Below are 17,882 nucleotides of genomic sequence, written 5' to 3' on the forward strand. Positions count from 1 at the left end.
GATGTTGTGCGCTTCGCCGCAACAGCGGATTGCAGTTAGGCACAGGCGGTGCGATAGGCAAGGGATGCTCCCTGCCGCGCCGACCTTGCTGCAAGCCCCTATCCGCCGCTTGCGACCCGTATCGCTGAGCGCGATCGCCCTTGGAATCGCCGCGTTCGGCCTGCCTTCGCCGGCGGTCGCGCAGGACCTTTCGCGTCCCGTGGACACCGGCCCGATCGAAGGCGCGCCTGCCGCCCCGCCCCCTTCGACCGATACGCAAGTGCCGATCGCCTTCGAGGCGGACACCGTCGAATATGACCAGAACGACGAGTTCGTAACTGCCACGGGCAATGTCGTGCTGCGCAAGGACCGACAATCCGTTCGCGCCGACAAGGTGACCTGGAACCGCAAAACGGGGCAGATCCTGGGCAGCGGCAATGTCCGCATGGTCGATCAGGACGGCAACCAGCTCTATACCGAAAGCGTCGAGCTGACCGACGAACTCAAGACCGGCATGATGGAGAACCTGCTTCTCGTGATGCGCCAGGGCGGCCGCCTGGCCGCGAACAAGGGCGAACGGATCGCCAATGGCGACGTCGTCCTCCAGCGTGCCGCCTATACCGGCTGCGCTGTGGAAAATGACGAGGGTTGCCCGAAGAAGCCGACCTGGCGGGTGGTGGCGAAGACGGTCGTCTACAGCGAGACGCAGAACCGCGTCCGCTTCAGCGATGCCCGGCTGGAGCTGTTCGGCGCGGTGCAACTTCCCTTGTTCGGCCTCTCCGTCAGCACCAATGGCGGCGCGGTTTCCGGTTTCCTGGTGCCGGACTTGCGGTCCAGCCCGTCGAACGGCATCGAAGTAGCGCAGTCCTACTATTGGCGCATCGCTGACAACCGCGATCTCACCGGCTCGCTTCACGCCTATACCAAGGCGGCGCCGATGGCCTCGTTCCAGTACCGCGCGCTTACCGATATCGGCGCCTATCAGATCACCGGTTACGCGACCTCGAGCAACCGCATCCCGATCAACAGCAACAACCCGGACCCGAACCGCGAACGCGCCTTCCGCGGCTATGTCTTCGCCAACGGCAAGTTCCAGCTCGACGAGAACTGGAGCGTCACCGCCTCGATCCGCCGCGCCACCGACCGCACTTTCGTGCGCCGCTACGACATCTCGCGTGACGATCGCCTGCGCTCGTCGGTGGAACTGGAGCGGATCGGCCAGGACAGCTACTTCTCCTTCGCCGGCTATGCCACGCAGACCCTGCAATCGAGCCGCAACCAGGGCCAGATCCCGGTGGCGCTGCCGGTGCTGGACTATCGTCACCGGTTCGACGAGCCGCTGCTGGGCGGCAGGATCGAGACTCAGGTCAATACGATGGCTCTCACCCGCGTTGACGGGCAGGACACCCAGCGCGCGTTCGCCGCGACGCAGTGGTCTCTTCGCAAGCTCACAGGCATGGGCCAGGAGGTAACCCTGACCGGGCTGGTGCGCGGCGACGTCTACCATTCGGATGAGAACGACCTGACGCCGACCGCGCTCTACCGCGGACAGGCCGGCTGGGAAGGACGCGGCATAGCGCTGGCCGCGGTGGACGTGAAATGGCCTCTGGTCGGACAGGTCTTCGGCGGCAGCCAGGTGCTGACGCCCCGCGTCCAGCTGGTCGCCGCGCCGAAGATCAAGAACCTTGCGATCCCGAACGAGGATTCGCGGGCGATCGAGCTTGAGGACTCCAACCTCTTCGCACTCAACCGCTTCCCCGGCTATGACCGCTTCGAAGACGGCGTGCGCTTCACCTACGGCGTCGACTGGATGTTCGAGCGGCCGCGCTGGCGCATCAAATCCACCATCGGGCAGTCGATCCGGCTCAGCAACAAGCCGTCGATACTGCCCGACGGCACTGGTCTTGCCAGCAAGACGTCGGACATCGTCGGCCGCACGGAAGTCCGCTACCGCAACTTCTTCAACATCATCCACCGATACCGCGTCGACAAGGACACGCTGGCGGTTCGCCGCAACGAGTTCGACATCTCGCTCGGCAACAACCAGACCTATCTGGAATTCGGCTACACCAAGCTCAATCGCGATATCGCCATGGGGATCGAGGACTTGCGCGATCGCGAGGAAGTTCGCGCCGCCGGCCGCGTCGCTTTCGCGAACTACTGGTCTTTGTTCGGCTCCGCCGTGGTCAACCTGACCGACCGCGCCGAAGATCCCACTTATGGCTCGGACGGGTTCCAGCCCCTGCGCTCTCGCCTGGGCATGGCCTACGAGGACGACTGCCTCCAGATCTCGTTCACCTGGCGCCGCGATTACGTGACCTTCGGCGACGCCCGCAAGGGCAACTCGTTCCAGCTCGGCTTCGCGCTCAAGAACATCGGCGCGTGGTGAGGCTCTCCGTGATGCAAGGCCGCGACGACGGGCGGAGCCGCCGTCGTTGGCACACCGCACCAAAGCGGCTATCGGACGTGCTCAGTTTCGGTTAAGCCGCGAGCCGACAATAGGGGCGGGATGCGTCCCTCGGCGAAGTTCTCCATCGCAGCGGCATCGGCCGAGTGGGTCGAATACGGGATATAGGTCAAGGTGAAAGCAATCCAACGCAACACGTTCATCAAGCGCGCCGCTCTTGCCTGCGGCGTCCTGGCCGCCTGCGGCACCGGGGCGGCGACGCTTGCGGCCAATGCCGCTTTCGCCCAGTCCGCGCCGCAAGGCGAGATCGTCATCCCCGACGACGTGAAGATCTTCGGCGACGACAATCCCAACATGCGCCGCGCCACGGCCGTGGTGAACGGCTCGGTCATCACCGGCACCGATGTCGACCAGCGCCTGGCCCTGATCCTCGCCGCCAACCAGGGCAAGATCAGCGAAGAAGAACAGAAGCGCCTGCGCCTTCAGGTCTTGCGCAACCTGATCGACGAAACCCTGCAGATCCAAGAAGCCAAGGCCGTGGAAGTGTCCGTGGCCGATGCCGAAGTGGACCAGTCCTACGCCCGCGTCGCCTCGCAGAACTTCAACCAGAACACGCAGGCGATGGACGCCTATCTCAAGCGCGTCGGCTCCTCGCCGGATTCGTTGAAGCGCCAGATCCGCGGCGAACTGTCCTGGCAGCGCTTGCTGCAGCGGAACGTGCAGCCGTTCATCAACGTCTCGGACGATGAAGTGAACGAAGTGATCGATCGTCTCAAGGCGTCGAAGGGTACCGAGGAATATCGTCTGGGCGAGATCTATCTCGCCTCGACCCCGGAATCGCAGCAGCAGGTGGCCGCCAACGCCAACCAGATCATGCAACAGCTTCGTCAGGGCGGCAGCTTCGTGGCCTATGCGCGCCAGTATTCCCAGGCCTCCACCGCGTCGGTCGGTGGCGATCTCGGCTGGGTCCGGCTCGGCCAGCTGCCCGGAGAAGTTTCGGCTGCCGTGCGCGACATGCAGCCCGGCCAGCTTGCCGGACCGATCGAGATCCCTGGCGGTTTCGACATCGTCTACCTGATCGACAAGCGGCAGGTCCTCACCGCCGATCCGCGCGATGCCGTGCTGGCGCTGAAGCAGATCTCGCTCGACTTCCCGAAGGGAATTAGCGAGGCGCAGGCCAACGCGCGCGCGGAAAACTTCGCCAAGACCATGAAGACGGCCAAGGGCTGCGGCGATGTCGAGAAGGTCGCCGCCACCATCGGCGCGCAAGTGGTCGCCAACGACCAGGTCAAGGCGCGGGACCTGCCCGGCCCGATCCAGGCTTCCATCCTCAACCTCTCGCCGGGCGAGACCTTGCCCCCCTTCGGTTCGCTGACGGAAGGCGTGCGGATCCTGATGCTTTGCGGCCGCGACGATCCGCAGGTCGATTCCGGTCCGAACTTCGATCAGGTCATGGCCCAGCTGGAAGACGATCGCGTCAACAAGCGCGCGCAGATGTACTTGCGCGACCTTCGTCGCGACGCGGTCATCGAATACAACTGACGATAGAGGGGGGCGGCACGATGGCGGCCACTACGGAAGGCGCGCCGCCCCTCGCGGTTCCGCCTCTGGCGATTTCCCTGGGCGATCCGGCAGGCGTCGGCCCCGAGTTGTTCGCCCAGGCCTGGGTAGGCCGGCATGAGGCCGGGCTGCCGCCGTTCTTCGCGGTAGGCGGCGCCGAAGTCCTCAAGGCAGCCGCGCGCACGCGCGGCATCGATCTGCCGGTCGCTCGCATATCCTTACCGGAAGAAGCGGAAGCGGTGTTCGCCCGGGCTTTTCCCGTGCTCGGCGATGAAGATGCCGCCGTGACGTTCGGCAGGCCGGAACCTGCCGGGGCCGCGCTGGCACTCCACTCGCTGACGCGCGCCGTTGAGGTCGTGCTCTCGGGCAAGGCGGGCGCCATCGTCACCGGGCCTGTCGCCAAGTCGAAACTGGCGGAGATCGGCTTCTCCCAGCCCGGCCAGACCGAGTTTCTGGCTGATGCCTGCGGCATCGCCCATGGCGATGCCGTGATGATGCTCGCCGGTCCCAACTTGCGGACCGTGCCGCTGACCGTCCACGTCGCCTTGGCCCAGGTTCCGGCACTGATCACCCGCGCATTGATCGAGCGAAAGGCCCGTATCGTCGCGCAGGCGCTTCGCCGCGACTTTGCCCTTTCCCCGGCCCGTATCGCCATCACCGGCCTCAATCCGCATGCCGGTGAAGATGGACGCATGGGCCGCGAGGAGATCGAGACGATCGCACCCGCCATCGCCGCGCTCGCTGCGGAAGGGCTTGCGGTTACCGGCCCTCACCCCGCCGACGCGCTGTTCGCGGCGCATGAGCGCGACGGCTTCGACGTCGCCCTCTGCATGTATCACGATCAGGCCCTGGTGCCGATCAAGACGCTGGATTTCGATGCCGGCGTGAACGTCACCCTCGGTCTGCCGATTATACGAACGTCGCCGGATCACGGCACCGCCTTCAGCATCGCCGGACAAGGCGTCGCGAGCGCCGGCGCCACCATCGCCGCCATCCGCATGGCCGGAGAATGCGCCGCGCGCAGGCTACTGCCGGAGATTTCCGCATGACATCCCCCTTGTCGTCCCAATTGCCGCCGCTGCGGGAGGTCATTGCCAGGCACGGCCTCTCGGCGTCCAAGGCGCTGGGCCAGAACTTCCTGTTCGACGAGCAGTTGCTCGACCGGATCGCCGCCATACCCGGGAGCCTGGAGGGCAAGCAGGTTCTCGAAGTCGGCCCCGGCCCCGGCGGCCTTACGCGCGCACTGCTGCGCGCCGGAGCGCGGGTGACCGCCATCGAGATGGATCGCCGCTGCCTGCCCGCTCTGGCGGAAGTGGAAGCCGCCTTCCCCGGCAAGCTCAAGGTCATCGAGGGCGATGCCATGAAGATCTCGCCTGCCGACTTGTTCGACGGCCCTTATGCCATCGTCGCGAATCTGCCTTACAATGTGGGGACGGCGCTCTTCACCGGCTGGCTCTCGGGCGAAGCCTGGCCGCCGCAGTGGTCATCGCTGACCCTGATGTTCCAGGAGGAAGTGGCTCGCCGCATCATCGCGGATCCCGATACTTCGGCTTACGGCAGGCTTGCGGTGCTGGCGCAGTGGCGCTCGAAGGCGAAGCTGGCGATGAAGGTTCACCGCAGCGCGTTCACGCCGCCGCCGAAAGTCATGTCCGCCATCGTTCACGTCGAGCCCGGCGAAGCGCCGGAAGGCGTATCCATGCGTGTGCTGGAGCGTGTCACGGAAGCCGCGTTCGGTCAGCGGAGGAAGATGCTGCGGCAGAGCCTCAAAGGTGTGCCCGGCGCGCTCGACGCGCTCGAGGGCCTGGGCATCGATCCGCAGCGCCGTGCGGAAACTCTCTCCGTGGAAGAATTCGTCAGCGTGGGCCGGGCGCTGACGCGGAAGTGAGTTATTGGCCGGGCACGCTACCGGCCGATATCGACTGAGACTGTTCCAGTTTCTCGCCGGCCCCCAGACCAGGCTCGGCCATCTGCGATACGGCCCAGATGGCGACGGCGACGCCGATCGCCATGATCGCGAACTGAACGAGGCGGCCCGCCCAAGGGCCGTCGGACGCCAGCAGACCGGCGAAACCGGGCTCCCGCCGAAAGCGCATCGCTTCGATCGCCAGCCCGACCGGCAAGACCCCGTCATCCGCCCCCTTGTCCGAACCGGAAGCATCGCGCGCCGCGCGAGCCTCTTCCAGGCGCACTACTTTCGCGTGGTCACCTGCTTCGGAAAATTCTTGGTCCGGCACGCTATTGGAGTTGCCGGGTATGGCGTGCCCAGCGGCACGTTCGATTCGATTTCTCTTCAACGCCGGGCCCCCCTAGCGAACAATCCTCCGGATAGTGCTTAACGCGCGATAGATCAAATTAAAGTTAATCGCAGAGTCAGACTTCTACGAAAAGGCTCCGCTGCGCGGCATCCTTCTTCCTGCGACGCCAGGCATGCAGCAGCGGTTCGGTATAGCCGTTTGGCTGCTCGACGCCGTTGAAGACGAGATCACAGGCGGCTCGGAATGCAAACGAGCTTTCCCAATGCCGGGCCATCGGCTGGTAAAGCGGATCTCCGGCATTCTGCACGTCTACCTTCGCCGCCATGCGCTGCAACGAGTCCAGCACCTGCTCCTTCGTACAGACGCCGTGCAGCAGCCAGTTCGCCATGTGCTGGCTGGAAATGCGTAGAGTAGCGCGATCCTCCATCAGGCCGACATCCTCGATGTCGTGAACCTTCGAACAGCCCACGCCCTGGTCAATCCAGCGCACGACGTAGCCCAGCAGGCCCTGCGCATTGTTGTCGAGTTCGTCGCGAACTTCCTCTTCGGACCAGTTCGCCCCCGTGGCGAGGGGCGCCTCCAGAAGCCTATCGAGTCCGGGAATGTCGGTGTCCGTCATCGCTTCGCGCAGGGCGAACACGTCGACCTCATGATAATGCATGGCGTGAAGGGTCGCAGCCGTAGGAGACGGTACCCAGGCGGTGTTCGCCCCGGTCCGCGGATGCGCGATCTTCTGCTCCAGCATCTCGCGCATTCGGTCGGGTGCCGCCCACATGCCCTTGCCGATCTGCGCAACGCCCGAAAGCCCGTGCTTGAGGCCGATCGCGACATTGCGCTTTTCATAAGCGGCAATCCAGCCCGAGCCCTTGATCGCATTCTTGCGCATCATCGGCCCCGCCCGCATCGAGGTATGGATCTCATCCCCGGTGCGATCGAGGAAACCGGTATTGATGAAGACGATGCGGTCCTTCACGGCATGGATGCAGGCCGAGAGGTTGGCCGAAGTGCGCCGCTCCTCATCCATCACCCCAACCTTGATGGTATGGCGCGGCAATCCCAGCAGATCCTCCGTCCGGTCGAACAGGTCGTTGGTGAAGGCGCATTCCTCGGGCCCGTGCATCTTCGGCTTGACGATGTAGATCGACTTCGTGCGGCTGTTGCCGAAGCGGGTCAGGCCGAGGACATCCCGTGCGGAGATCGCGCTGGTGACGACTGCGTCCAGGATGCCTTCGGGTATTTCGGACCCGCCCGGCAGCAGGATCGCGGGATTGGTCATCAGATGACCGACATTGCGGACGAACAGCAGGCTGCGTCCCGGAAGTTGAAGCAGCTCTCCTGATGGCGTGGTGATTTCCCGGTCGCTCGCCAAGGCACGTGTCTGCGATTTCCCGTCTTTCTCGAAAGTCTCGGACAGATCCCCGCGAATGACGCCCAGCCAGTTTGCGTAAGCGGAGAGCTTGTCCCGCGCATCGACTGCCGCGACCGAATCCTCGAGATCGACGATCGTGGTGAGCGCGGCTTCGAGGACGATGTCGGCAATGCCGAGGCGGTCGGATCGGCCAACTTCGCTGGCGGGATCCAGCACGATCTCGATTCCCAGGCCATTAGACCGGTAGAGCCGCCCACGTCGCGTCCGGCCGACATACTGGTTCGGCTGGGCCAGGATCGCGTCGATGGTTTCCAGATCCGCCCAGTTTCCCGAAGCAAGCGGCAAAGCCTTGTCGAGAAAGCGTCGCCCCTCGGCGACGACGGCTGCGCCCCTGGCGGCATCATATCCGCCACGGCTGGCCGGCGCGGCATCGAGCGCATCGGTGCCATAGAGCGCATCGTAGAGGCTGCCCCAGCGGGCATTGGCAGCATTAAGCAGAAAACGGGCGTTGAGCGCAGGGACGACGAGTTGCGGACCGGCCATGGTCGCGATCTCCGGATCTACCCCTTGCGTGCCGATCGTGAAATCGTCCGGTTCCGGCACCAGATAGCCGATCTCTCGCAGGAACGCCTGATATTCGGATGAGTCTATCGGTTTCCCCGCCCGTTCCAGGTGCCACGCATCGATATCGACCTGCAAGGCGTCACGCCGTTCGAGCAGCGCCCGGTTGCGCGGCGCCAGGTCCGCCACCAGCGAGGCGAAGTCGGCCCAGAACCGATCCGCCTCCCGCCCGATCGGCGGCAAGGCCTGATCCTCGACGAATCGCGCAAGTGCAGCGTCGACACGCAGGCCCGATCGTTCAACTCTTTCCGTCATCTTTCCTCGCATTCCATGCGCGCGCATCGGCCATATAGGCCCGCGGCGACGTGACATCTGTTCAAGACTGTCCTGGGGAGGATCGCCACGATATGCCTCATCCTTAGGGACATGGCAAATGCGAACGACGGCTCAGCCGACACCTGTACGGCAGCCGAAGCGGCTTAGTCCCAAAGTGGTACCGTGTCGGATCAGCTTACTCTTGCGCCGGAAGCACTTACATAGAAGATTGCGCCGGTCGCTTGACAAGCGGAACTGGCGACCTGCCGGGCGGTTCCAGCAAGGAACCCGCGGTCGGCAACCGTGCCGCTTGGTTCAGGCTCAAGGCTCCGGAAACCAGGCTTGAGACGGCCGAAAGGATGGGAATGCTCCAAAAGATCAGCCGCCTGTTCGTGATCAAGACGCGCTGGGAGGCCTTCATGATCATCTATGCTCTCGCCCTCGGGGCGGTGGAGCGTGGCAGCGCCTATCTCACGCGCTTTCCTGGATGGGGCGGGAAGCTGCTGTTCCTCGCCTGCACCGGCGCTGTCTTCATGGCGGGTGCGAAGATCCTGGACTGCCTCAAGTTCGAGCAGGCGCAACAGGCTTCAGCGCGACTTGCCGACGAAAATGGATCCGAAATCGATCGGTCGAGCGGCACAAAGCCCGACCTCGCCTAACTCGGCGGCTTCACTCAGCGGAACAGATGTCCGGGAAGACGCCTGGACGCCAAATTGCAGGCCGCTTTATTGTTCGACGCTGAAGGAAGGTGGGGTGATTCTGTTGCAAGGCTCACCCCGGGCCCCTGGAATCCCTTCTGTTGCCCGGTGGGTCCAACCGCGCTTTAGCTTTGTAACGTCAGGCCGTTAGGCCCTAGAATTACGCGGCGAGAGCGAGTGCTTCGTTGTCGTTGGCACTTGTGAGTTTTGAGCCTTGAACGGGTTACTCAGCCCGAATGAAAACACCGCTTTTCAACACACGTCGATCCTAGTTCGGCCCCGTCATCACCCCTGCGACAACAGGGTTGCCCGGCCCGAAGGCAGGACGGGTGATGGTGGAGCCGCCGGGTACCGCCCCCGGGTCCGCTGTGCCTATTGTACGGCGCAGTTTATCATCATAGCCGATCGAAACCGGCGAGACCTCATATAAGGCGCCGCGCGGAAATGAAAAGGGGCGGGATGCAGCCCGCCCCTTCGATAGGGAATGTCCCTGTGGAACAAAGCCTGTGGGCTCAGGTCTTTTTCAGCGCGTCGCGGATTTCGGCGAGCAGTTCGACCTCGGTGGGTCCGGTCGGGGCTGCAGCCTCTTCCTTCTTCGGCAGCAGGCGATTGGCCTGACGCACGATCAGGAAGATCACGAAGGCGAGGATCAGGAAATTGATCACGGCGGTGATGAAAGCACCGTAGCCGAACAGCGCGACGCCCGCCTTCTTCAGGTCCAGGTACGTCATCGGTCCCGAATAGCCGGCCGGGATCGAGCCCAGCACGATATACATGTTGCTGAAATCGATGCCGCCGGTAATCAGACCGATGAACGGCATGATGACGTCTTCGGTCAGCGACGAGACGATCTTGCCGAACGCGGCGCCGATAATGACGCCGACGGCAAGGTCGAGCACATTCCCGCGCGCGATGAAAGTCTTGAATTCCTGAAGCATGGCTGGTTTCCCCTAGATCCTGGACGGTTCATGGCCGGCGGCGGAAACTGCCACATCGCACGTCAGCTAACAATCGATAGCGGTGGAACGTGCACAGTAAGACGGTTCTTGAACCAGGCCGGACGGCTGCTATCTATCTGGCAAGAGGCAGGACCCTGACGGTCTTGCCGATCAGGAGGATCACGCATGTCCCTTTCCAACCTGGCCCGCAAGAGCCGCGCCGTGCTGGCCCTGGCGGCCGCGCTGTCGCTGGCGGCCTGCGGCTTCAACTCGGTTCCGACCAAGCAGGAAGCCGCCAAGGCCAAGTGGGCTGACGTGCAGGCGGCCTTCCAGGAGCGCGCAAATCTCGTGCCGAACCTCGCCGCCGTGGCGAAGGGGGCCGCGACGCAGGAGAAGGAAATCCTCACCGGCGTCGTCGAAGCGCGCGCCAAGGCGACCAGCGTCCAGGTGAATGCTCAGGACCTGAACGATCCCGCCAAGATGCAGCAGTTCCAGGCCGCGCAATCGCAGTTCGGTGAAAGCCTCTCGCGCCTCTTGGTCAGCGTCGAGCGCTATCCGGACCTCAAGTCGATCGTGAACTACCAGATGCTGCAGACCCAGATCGAAGGGCAGGAAAACCGCATTCGCGTCGCCGTGCGCGACTACAATGCTTCCGTGCAGGACTACAACACCGAAGTCCGGACTTTCCCGACGATGATCGGCGCCAAGCTGCGCGGTGCGGACCCGCTGGTTCCTTATCAGGCCGCCACGCCGGGTGCTGACGTCGCGCCGAACCTCGAAGGCAAGATCTGATAACGTGATCCGTCTCCAGGCCGTCCTGGCGGTCATCCTGCTGGCCCTCGGCGCGCTGTTTGCCCAGCAGGCAGCTGCCGAGCCTACTTTTCCGAAACTCACCGGCCGCGTCGTCGACGAGGCCGGGCTGCTCAAACCCGAACAGGCTGCCCAGCTTACCCAGAAGCTGGACGCCCTGGAAAAGAACTCGGGCCGGCAGCTGGTGGTCGTCACCCTTCCAAGCCTGCAAGGCTACGAGATTTCGGATTACGGATACCAGCTTGGCCGCGCCTGGGGCATCGGTGAGAAAGACAAGAACACCGGCGCGCTACTGATCGTGGCGCCGAACGAGCGCAAGGTGCGGATCGAGGTCGGCTACGGCCTCGAACCGATCGTGACCGACGGTCTCTCGTTCCTCATCATCAACAACGATATCCTGCCCCGCTTCAAGGCCAACGATTATCCCGGCGGCATCGCAGCCGGCACAGACGCGCTGGTCAAACAGCTTACCCTGCCCCCGGATCAAGCCCGCAAGGTCGCGGCGGACGCCGATGCCTCGCGCAAGCGGAACGGCGGGGGCTTCCCGATCGGCACGATCGTCTTCATTGTCATCATCGTTTTCTTCGTCGTGCTACCGATGATCAACGAGGCGCGCGGCGGCGGGCGTCGCCGGGGCGGCTTCGGTGGACCGATCATCTGGATGCCGGGCGGCTTCGGGAACGACGACGACGACCACTGGGGCAGTGGTGGCTGGGGCGGTGGCGGCGGCTTCGGAGGCGGCGGCGGTTTCTCGGGCGGCGGCGGCAGCTTCGGCGGCGGCGGCGCGAGCGGCAGCTGGTAGGGGAACAGACGATGCCATCACCGGTCTACCTCTCGGAAGAGGATCACGCACGGATCAGCGCCGCCGTGGGCGAAGCGGAAATGCACAGCGCGGGTGAAATCGTCACCGTGCTGGCCGACCGCTCGGACGGATATACCGACGTGGCGCTGGCCTGGTCCGCTATCGTGGCGTTCCTTGCCCTCGCCGCGCTCGTCATGGCGCCCGGCTTCTACATGGACCTCTACGAGCGCCTGCTTGCGGACTGGGGCCACGAATGGAGCCCACGCATGATCGTCGGGCTTGCCGCAGGCGTGGCCGCCGTCAAGTTCGGCGCGATGCTGCTGCTCCAGATGTGGCAGCCGCTCAAGTTCTGGCTGATCCCGCCTCGGATCAAGACCATGCGCGTTCACGCCCATGCGGTCAGGGCCTTTCGCATCGGCGCCGAGCAGCGCACCACCGGCCGCACCGGCGTCCTCATTTACCTCTCCATGCGCGAACACCGCGCCGAGATCGTCGCCGACCGCGCCATAGCGGCGAAGGTGGACCCGGACGTCTGGGGCCAGGCGATGTCGGCCATGCTCGCCCATGTCGGGCAGGCGCGCATAGCCGACGGCATGGTCGTCGCCGTCGGCAAAGTCGGGGCGATCCTTGCAGAACACTTCCCCCGCGCTCATGACGACGTCAACGAACTTCCAGACCGGCTGATCGAAATATGAGCGATACCAATATCCTTCCCGCCGATGCCGACGCGCCTGAAGAAGTCATGTGGCAGGGCAGGTTCATCACAGCCCGCAAACGCGGACGCTGGGAATACGTCGGCCGCGCGCGCGGCATTCGCGCCGCCGTGATCCTCGCCGTGGATGCAGAAGATCACGTCATTCTTGTGGACCAGTACCGGGTGCCGCTCGGCAAGCGCTGCATCGAGCTTCCGGCGGGCCTCGTCGGCGACAATGACGACATTGCCGACGAGGACGCCAGCGTCGCTGCCGCCCGTGAGCTGGAAGAGGAAACCGGCTATCACGCCGGTCGCATGGAAAACCTCGGCGAATTTCATTCTTCGCCTGGCATGGTCAGCGAAAGCTTCACCCTGTTTCGCGCCCATGATCTTGTAAAGGTGGGCGAAGGCGGCGGCGTGGATAGCGAGGACATCGTCGTCCGCCGCGTACCGCTTGCCGACATCGAACGGTCCATCGCGCACTGGCGTGCGGAGGGCTATGCGATGGACGTCAAGCTGCTGATACTCCTTGGCGCACGGTTGCTGGGCTGACATGCGCACCCGCTTCGGCGTCTGCCGGCGCAAGCGGCGCTATGTGAGCGAGGCGGACGCGCTGGAGGTGGTGGCGAAAGCGACAATCGTGCTGCGGCCCTATCGCTGCGGACTGTGTCGACAATATCACCTGACGAGCCGGACCAAGGGGATGCGGGTCCCGCGGTTCGTTCTGGAAAGAGTGATGGAAGAGGAAAACAGGCGCGCTGAGAGGATTTTCTAATCGGATGGACCACCTGATAACTCGAAAAATGCGTCAAACCAGAAAGTCAGAGTGGCTGATCCGAAGCAGTCGGATCGGAAACCGCTCTAGCCCCCTGTCCTCGCCAATACTGTCGATGCTGCGCCCTGCACCATTCGGTGCGCCCGCCTTGCCTCAAAGCGTCGTGAAGATCGCTCCGAAATCCTTTCCGCCATTGCCCTCTTCCACGAAGGCTTCGTAGATCCGGGTGGCGTGTTCGCCCATCGGCACTTTGGCGCCGGATGCCTCGGCTCCCGCCATGGCCAACCGCAAATCCTTCAGCATCAGCGCAGAGGCGAAGCCGCCGGCATAGCCGTTGTCTGCCGGGCTGTTCGCGCCGACGCCCGGCATCGGGGTATAGTCGTTGAGGGACCAGCAGTAGCCGGTGGCCTTGGAACTGATGTCGTAGAAGGTCTGCGGATCGAGGCCCGCCTTCTCGGCCAGGGCCAGGGCCTCGCAAGTGCCGATCATGTGGATCGCCAGGAGCATGTTGTTGCACATCTTGGCGACCTGCCCCGCACCGGTCTCCCCGGCGTGGATCACCGCCTTGGCCATCGGTTCGAGTACAGTCCTGGCCTGCTCGAACGCCGCTTCGCTACCACCGACCATGAACGTCAGCGTTCCGCCATTGGCCGCCGCGATGCCTCCGGACACCGGTGCGTCGACCATCTCGTACCCCGCCTCATGAGCCAGTTCCACCACTTCGCGCGCAGTGGCGAGGTCGATGGTCGAGCAGTCGAGAAGGAGCGCACCCTTGGGGGCCCTGGCGAAAACCTCCCCTGTATAGACCGCGCGCACGATCGCACCGTTGGGCAACATCGTCACCACCGCGTCCACGCCCTCGACCGCTTCGGACACCGTGCCGAAAGGGGCGCAGCCGTGTTCGGCGGCTTTGGCCGAGGCCTCGGCAGAGAGGTCGAAAGCATTCACCGCGTGGCCCGCCTTGACCAAGTTCGCGGCCATGCCGCCACCCATGTTGCCAAGACCGATGAAAGCGATTTTCATGACGTTCTCTCCCAATCTACCGGGCACACGCCCGCTGCCCCGGCTTGAGCCGGGACTGAACTTCCCAACATCAAGCTGCTCGTATGACCGCCTGGCCCGCCAAGGTCTCGCGCCGGCTTACTGGCCCTTCCACGTGCCGGGGCGCTTTTCGACGAACGCGGCCATGCCTTCAGCCTTGTCCTCGGTCGACGCGAGCACCTGGAACATGCGGCGTTCCAGGATCAGGCCGGTGTCGAGCGTTGTTTCGAAGGCCATGTTGACCATTTCCTTGTTCATCATCGCGGCGAGGGGCGGCATTGCGGCGATCGCTTCGGCAGCCGCCAGCGCTTCGGCGAGAAGCTGATCCAGCGGTACAACGCGGCTGACGAGCCCGGTGCGCTCGGCCTCGGCCGCATCCATCATTCGGCCGGTGAGGCACATGTCCATGGCCTTGGCCTTGCCTACCGCACGCGCCAGGCGCTGCGAACCGCCCATGCCGGGAGCGACGCCCAGCTTGATCTCGGGCTGGCCGAACCGGGCATTCTCGGAGGCGATGATGAAGTCCGCCATCATCGCCAGTTCGCAACCGCCGCCGAGCGCAAAGCCGTTTACTGCGGCAATCCACGGCTTGCGCGTGGTCTTGACGATCTGGCTTGTCCAACCCGCGAAGAAGTCCTGCGCGTAAAATTCCGCACCGGCTTTATCGACCATCTCCTTGATGTCGGCCCCAGCGGCGAAGGCCTTCTCTCCCAGGCCGGTCAACACGGCGCAGCCCTGCGTGCGGTCTGCCTCGAACGCTGCGAACGCCTGGATCAGATCTTCGAGGACCCTAGAGTTCAGCGCATTGAGCGCCTGCGGCCGGTTGAGCGTGATAAGAGTGACATTGCCTTTTTTCTCGACCAGTATCGTCTCGTAGCTCATCGGGGCTTCCATTCCTCTTCTGGGGCGAGCGGCGCGAAGATCGCGTCCAGCATCGCGTCGGTGACGCCTTCCGGCGTCGGCGGATTCCACTGCGGCGCCTGGTCCTTGTCGACGATTACCGCGCGCACGCCCTCGGCAAAGTCCGGCAGCACCAGCACGCGGCTGGCGATGCGATATTCCATGGCCATGTTCTGCTCGAAACTGACCAGCCTCGACGACGTGGCAAGCTGTCGCAGCGCGACCTTGCAGGCCTGCGGACTCTTGGTGCGCAAGGTAGCGAGTTCACGCACCGCCCATTCGCTGTCGTCAGCTTCCAGGGACGATAGCACCTGCTCCAGCGTGTCGCCCGCGAAGTGCTTGCGGATCTGGGCCTCGTGAGCCGCGATCTTGGGCTCGGGCGGCTTGACGGACAGCGCCCCCAGCACGCCGCCGATCTCATGCCCGGCAGCGATACGGCGCTTGGCTTCCGCCAGAGCCTCGCTTGGCAGATAATGCGTGGCAAGGCCCGCCCAAAGGCATTCGCTACCGTCCAGCCGCGCACCGGTGAGCGCGAGGAACTGACCGAGACGTCCCTCAAGGCGCGAAAGATACCAGCCGCCGCCCACGTCAGGAAACAGGCCGATCCCGGTTTCGGGCATGGCGAAACGCGTATGCTCGGTCGCCACTCGGAACTGCGCAGGCTGTGAAATGCCGACGCCCCCGCCCATGGTGACGCCGTCCATGAACGCGACCACGGGCTTGGGGTAGGTGAAAAGCTGATGGTTGAGCTGATACTCGGCCAGGAAAAAGCGGCGACCTTCCGCGCCTTGATCTTCCAGTGCGGACCGGCGCAGCAGGTTTATGTCTCCGCCCGAACAGAAGCCGCGCCCCTCGCTGTGCTCGATGATCACCGCCTTCACTTCGCTGTCGGCTGCCCAGCCGGCGAGAGAAAGGCTCATCGATTCGCACATGCCCAGCGTCAGGGCATGGATGGCCTTGGGACGATTGAGCGAAATCACGCCCGCCCCGCCCTCGCGGCGGGTGAGAATTTCGGCGGCGAGAATGTCGGTATCCATGGTCATGTCCTGCCTTTGCCTCGGCGCGGTTTTCAGTTCAGGCCGGTTTACTTCAGGAGGTCACGGCCGATGATCATCCGCATGACCTCGTTGGTGCCTTCGAGGATACGATGGACGCGCAAGTCGCGCCAGAAGCGCTCGATGGGATAGTCGCGAAGATAGCCGTATCCGCCGAAAAGTTGCAGCGCGCGGTCGACGACGGAAGAGCCCGTGTCGCTGGCCATCATCTTGGCCATGGCAGCGAAGCGGGTCTTGTCGGAAGAACCGGCAGTGACCTTGGCCGCGGCGAGATAGAGCAGAGCGCGGGCCGCCTCCAATTCTGCAGCCATTTCCGCGAGCCGGAACTGCGTGTTCTGGAAATCGGCAAGCGGCTGGTCGAACTGCTTGCGATCCTTCACGTACTGGATCGCCTCGTCCAGGCAGCGCTGGGCGCCGCCCAGCGAGCAGGCGCCGATATTGAGGCGTCCGCCGTCCAGCCCGGCCATGGCGAACTTGAAGCCGTCTCCCTCGGCCCCGACCCGGTTCTCCGCCGGGATGCGGGCACCCTCGAAGATCACCTGCGCGGTCGGCGAAGCGTTCCAGCCGAGCTTCTTCTCGGGCGCACCGAAGGAAACGCCGGGCGTGTCCTTGTCCACCACGAAGCAGGATATTCCGCGCGACTTGTGCTCGCCGGTACGGGCCATGACGACATAGACGTCGTTGTAGCCGCCGCCGGAGATGAACTGCTTGGTGCCGTTCAGCACGTAATGGTCGCCGTCCAGCCGGGCCGAGGTCTTGAGCGCCGCCGCGTCCGAGCCGGAACCCGGCTCCGTCAGGCAGTAGGAGCCGATCTTCTCCATCGAGCAGAGGTCGGGAAGATAGCGATCCTTGAGCTGCTGGTCACCGAACCGGTCGATCATCCAGGCGACCATGTTGTGGATCGAGATATAGGCGCTGGTCGCCGGGCAGCCGTAGGACATGGCCTCCATGATCAGCGCCGCGTCGAGACGGCCGAGGCCGATGCCGCCGTTTTCCTCGGACACGTAGATCGCCCCGAAGCCGAGTTCCCCGGCGGCCTTCCAGACATCGACGGGATAGTGGTGCTTCTCGTCCCACTCGGCGGCGTAGGGCGTTATGCGGTCGGCGGTGAACTTGCGCGCGGTCTCCTGGATCGCGAGTTGGTCCTCGGTCAGGCCAAATTGCCCGGCTTGTAACTCTTGGCTCATCTCTGTCCCTGTCAGGTACGATGGGATGCCTCAGGGGCATTTCTTGTAAGTCAGCGTCCCGGGCGCTGCATCCGGGCCGGTATCCTTGCGGATCAATGTCTTGCCGCCATCGGGAGAGGACAGCGCGACGTCCAGATTCCAGCTTTGCCCTTCACCCGTGAAAGCGAAGCTCGCCTTGAGCGCGCTGGCGGATCCAGATTGGATCGCACCGAGCGTGGCAGCCGATTCGTAGAATTTCAGCGTATCGGCATCGATCGTCAGCAGACCCTTGGCGTCCCCCCTCGTGCTGGTGCAATCGGCATCGACGATCCCCCAGCGCCCCTGCAGAACGGCCGGAATAGCCGTTGGCACGGCCGCTGGCTCGATGGCGACCGACGCTGCAGGTTCGGGCAGAGCCTCCTCGGTTGGCTGCGCGGTGGGGCCGGCCGGCTCCTTCGAGCAGGCCGCCAGGGCAAGGGCGAATATCGAAACAACGACGGTGGATCCGAGGGCCTTCCCGATCTTCATCATCGTAAGACGTCCTTTCTGCGAGCGTT

18 protein-coding genes and 1 other RNA gene are annotated in these 17,882 nt (G+C 64.2%); 10 read left to right on the forward strand and 9 right to left on the reverse strand.

Features of this window, described 5'->3' with window-relative positions:
* Positions 1-64: 64 nt before the first annotated feature.
* The 4 genes from L284_RS40100 to rsmA all read left to right on the forward strand — a co-directional run bounded on the left by L284_RS40100 (position 65) and on the right by rsmA (position 5,831).
* A complete protein-coding gene (locus tag L284_RS40100; protein ID WP_021235020.1) occupies positions 65-2,368 on the forward strand; it encodes an LPS-assembly protein LptD in 2,304 nt (767 codons plus the stop codon).
* 192 nt (positions 2,369-2,560) lie between these two features.
* Positions 2,561-3,928: a peptidylprolyl isomerase gene (locus L284_RS40105; protein WP_021235021.1), complete on the forward strand. Its 1,368-nt coding sequence runs from the start codon at positions 2,561-2,563 to the stop codon at positions 3,926-3,928.
* 20 nt (positions 3,929-3,948) lie between these two features.
* Positions 3,949-4,995 carry a 4-hydroxythreonine-4-phosphate dehydrogenase PdxA gene (gene pdxA, locus L284_RS40110; protein ID WP_021235022.1) on the forward strand — a complete coding sequence of 349 codons (1,047 nt, stop codon included), beginning with the start codon at positions 3,949-3,951 and terminating at the stop codon, positions 4,993-4,995.
* Entirely contained in the window at positions 4,992-5,831 is an 840-nt protein-coding gene (rsmA, locus tag L284_RS40115) for a 16S rRNA (adenine(1518)-N(6)/adenine(1519)-N(6))-dimethyltransferase RsmA (RefSeq protein WP_031342688.1), read from the forward strand. Before pdxA ends, rsmA begins: the two co-directional genes overlap by 4 nt.
* A 1-nt stretch (position 5,832) precedes the next feature.
* Here rsmA and L284_RS40120 read toward each other — a convergent pair whose 3' ends face one another.
* Positions 5,833-6,180 carry a hypothetical protein gene (locus tag L284_RS40120; RefSeq protein ID WP_152524704.1) on the reverse strand — a complete coding sequence of 116 codons (348 nt, stop codon included), beginning with the start codon at positions 6,178-6,180 and terminating at the stop codon, positions 5,833-5,835.
* Between the two features lie 136 nt (positions 6,181-6,316).
* Positions 6,317-8,446 (reverse strand): malate synthase G, encoded by a 2,130-nt coding sequence (locus tag L284_RS40125; protein ID WP_031342689.1) that lies wholly within the window; start codon positions 8,444-8,446, stop codon positions 6,317-6,319.
* A gap of 365 nt (positions 8,447-8,811) precedes the next feature.
* Between L284_RS40125 and L284_RS40130 the strand changes: the two genes are divergently transcribed.
* On the forward strand, positions 8,812-9,105 hold the full coding sequence (locus tag L284_RS40130) for a hypothetical protein (RefSeq protein ID WP_040713755.1): 294 nt from the start codon (positions 8,812-8,814) through the stop codon (positions 9,103-9,105).
* Between the two features lie 126 nt (positions 9,106-9,231).
* On the opposite strand, the gene ssrA is transcribed toward L284_RS40130, so the two are convergent.
* Both ssrA and mscL read right to left on the reverse strand, forming a co-directional pair.
* Positions 9,232-9,599, reverse strand: a transfer-messenger RNA (tmRNA) gene (gene ssrA, locus L284_RS47545).
* Between the two features lie 57 nt (positions 9,600-9,656).
* Positions 9,657-10,082: a large conductance mechanosensitive channel protein MscL gene (mscL, locus tag L284_RS40135; protein ID WP_021235027.1), complete on the reverse strand. Its 426-nt coding sequence runs from the start codon at positions 10,080-10,082 to the stop codon at positions 9,657-9,659.
* A gap of 186 nt (positions 10,083-10,268) precedes the next feature.
* Between mscL and L284_RS40140 the strand changes: the two genes are divergently transcribed.
* The 5 genes from L284_RS40140 to L284_RS40160 are packed head-to-tail and all read left to right on the forward strand — an operon-like array spanning position 10,269 to position 13,163.
* A complete protein-coding gene (locus L284_RS40140) occupies positions 10,269-10,874 on the forward strand; it encodes a LemA family protein (RefSeq protein ID WP_021235028.1) in 606 nt (201 codons plus the stop codon).
* Positions 10,875-10,878: 4 nt separating this feature from the next.
* Positions 10,879-11,694, forward strand: coding sequence for a TPM domain-containing protein (locus tag L284_RS40145; RefSeq protein ID WP_021235029.1), 816 nt, complete (start codon positions 10,879-10,881; stop codon positions 11,692-11,694).
* An 11-nt stretch (positions 11,695-11,705) separates the two neighbouring features.
* Positions 11,706-12,389, forward strand: coding sequence for a TPM domain-containing protein (locus L284_RS40150; RefSeq protein ID WP_021235030.1), 684 nt, complete (start codon positions 11,706-11,708; stop codon positions 12,387-12,389).
* Positions 12,386-12,940 carry an NUDIX hydrolase gene (locus L284_RS40155; protein WP_021235031.1) on the forward strand — a complete coding sequence of 185 codons (555 nt, stop codon included), beginning with the start codon at positions 12,386-12,388 and terminating at the stop codon, positions 12,938-12,940. Before L284_RS40150 ends, L284_RS40155 begins: the two co-directional genes overlap by 4 nt.
* A gap of 1 nt (position 12,941) precedes the next feature.
* Entirely contained in the window at positions 12,942-13,163 is a 222-nt protein-coding gene (locus L284_RS40160) for a hypothetical protein (RefSeq protein ID WP_021235032.1), read from the forward strand.
* A 153-nt stretch (positions 13,164-13,316) separates the two neighbouring features.
* On the opposite strand, the gene mmsB is transcribed toward L284_RS40160, so the two are convergent.
* The 5 genes from mmsB to L284_RS40185 form a co-directional block, all read right to left on the reverse strand.
* Positions 13,317-14,186 (reverse strand): 3-hydroxyisobutyrate dehydrogenase, encoded by an 870-nt coding sequence (mmsB, locus tag L284_RS40165; RefSeq protein ID WP_021235033.1) that lies wholly within the window; start codon positions 14,184-14,186, stop codon positions 13,317-13,319.
* A 117-nt stretch (positions 14,187-14,303) separates the two neighbouring features.
* Positions 14,304-15,086, reverse strand: a complete 783-nt coding sequence (locus L284_RS40170) for an enoyl-CoA hydratase-related protein (protein ID WP_031342693.1) — start codon at positions 15,084-15,086, stop codon at positions 14,304-14,306.
* Positions 15,083-16,147 (reverse strand): enoyl-CoA hydratase/isomerase family protein, encoded by a 1,065-nt coding sequence (locus L284_RS40175; RefSeq protein ID WP_031342694.1) that lies wholly within the window; start codon positions 16,145-16,147, stop codon positions 15,083-15,085. Before L284_RS40175 ends, L284_RS40170 begins: the two co-directional genes overlap by 4 nt.
* 41 nt (positions 16,148-16,188) lie before the next feature.
* Positions 16,189-17,346 carry an acyl-CoA dehydrogenase family protein gene (locus L284_RS40180; RefSeq protein ID WP_021235036.1) on the reverse strand — a complete coding sequence of 386 codons (1,158 nt, stop codon included), beginning with the start codon at positions 17,344-17,346 and terminating at the stop codon, positions 16,189-16,191.
* Positions 17,347-17,376: 30 nt separating this feature from the next.
* The gene (locus tag L284_RS40185) at positions 17,377-17,856 is read right to left on the reverse strand and encodes a hypothetical protein (protein WP_021235037.1); all 480 of its coding nucleotides are present in this window, start codon (positions 17,854-17,856) and stop codon (positions 17,377-17,379) included.
* Positions 17,857-17,882: the final 26 nt, after the last annotated feature.

Source organism: Novosphingobium lindaniclasticum LE124 (genome assembly GCF_000445125.1).
Classification (GTDB): Bacteria; Pseudomonadota; Alphaproteobacteria; order Sphingomonadales; family Sphingomonadaceae; genus Novosphingobium; species Novosphingobium lindaniclasticum.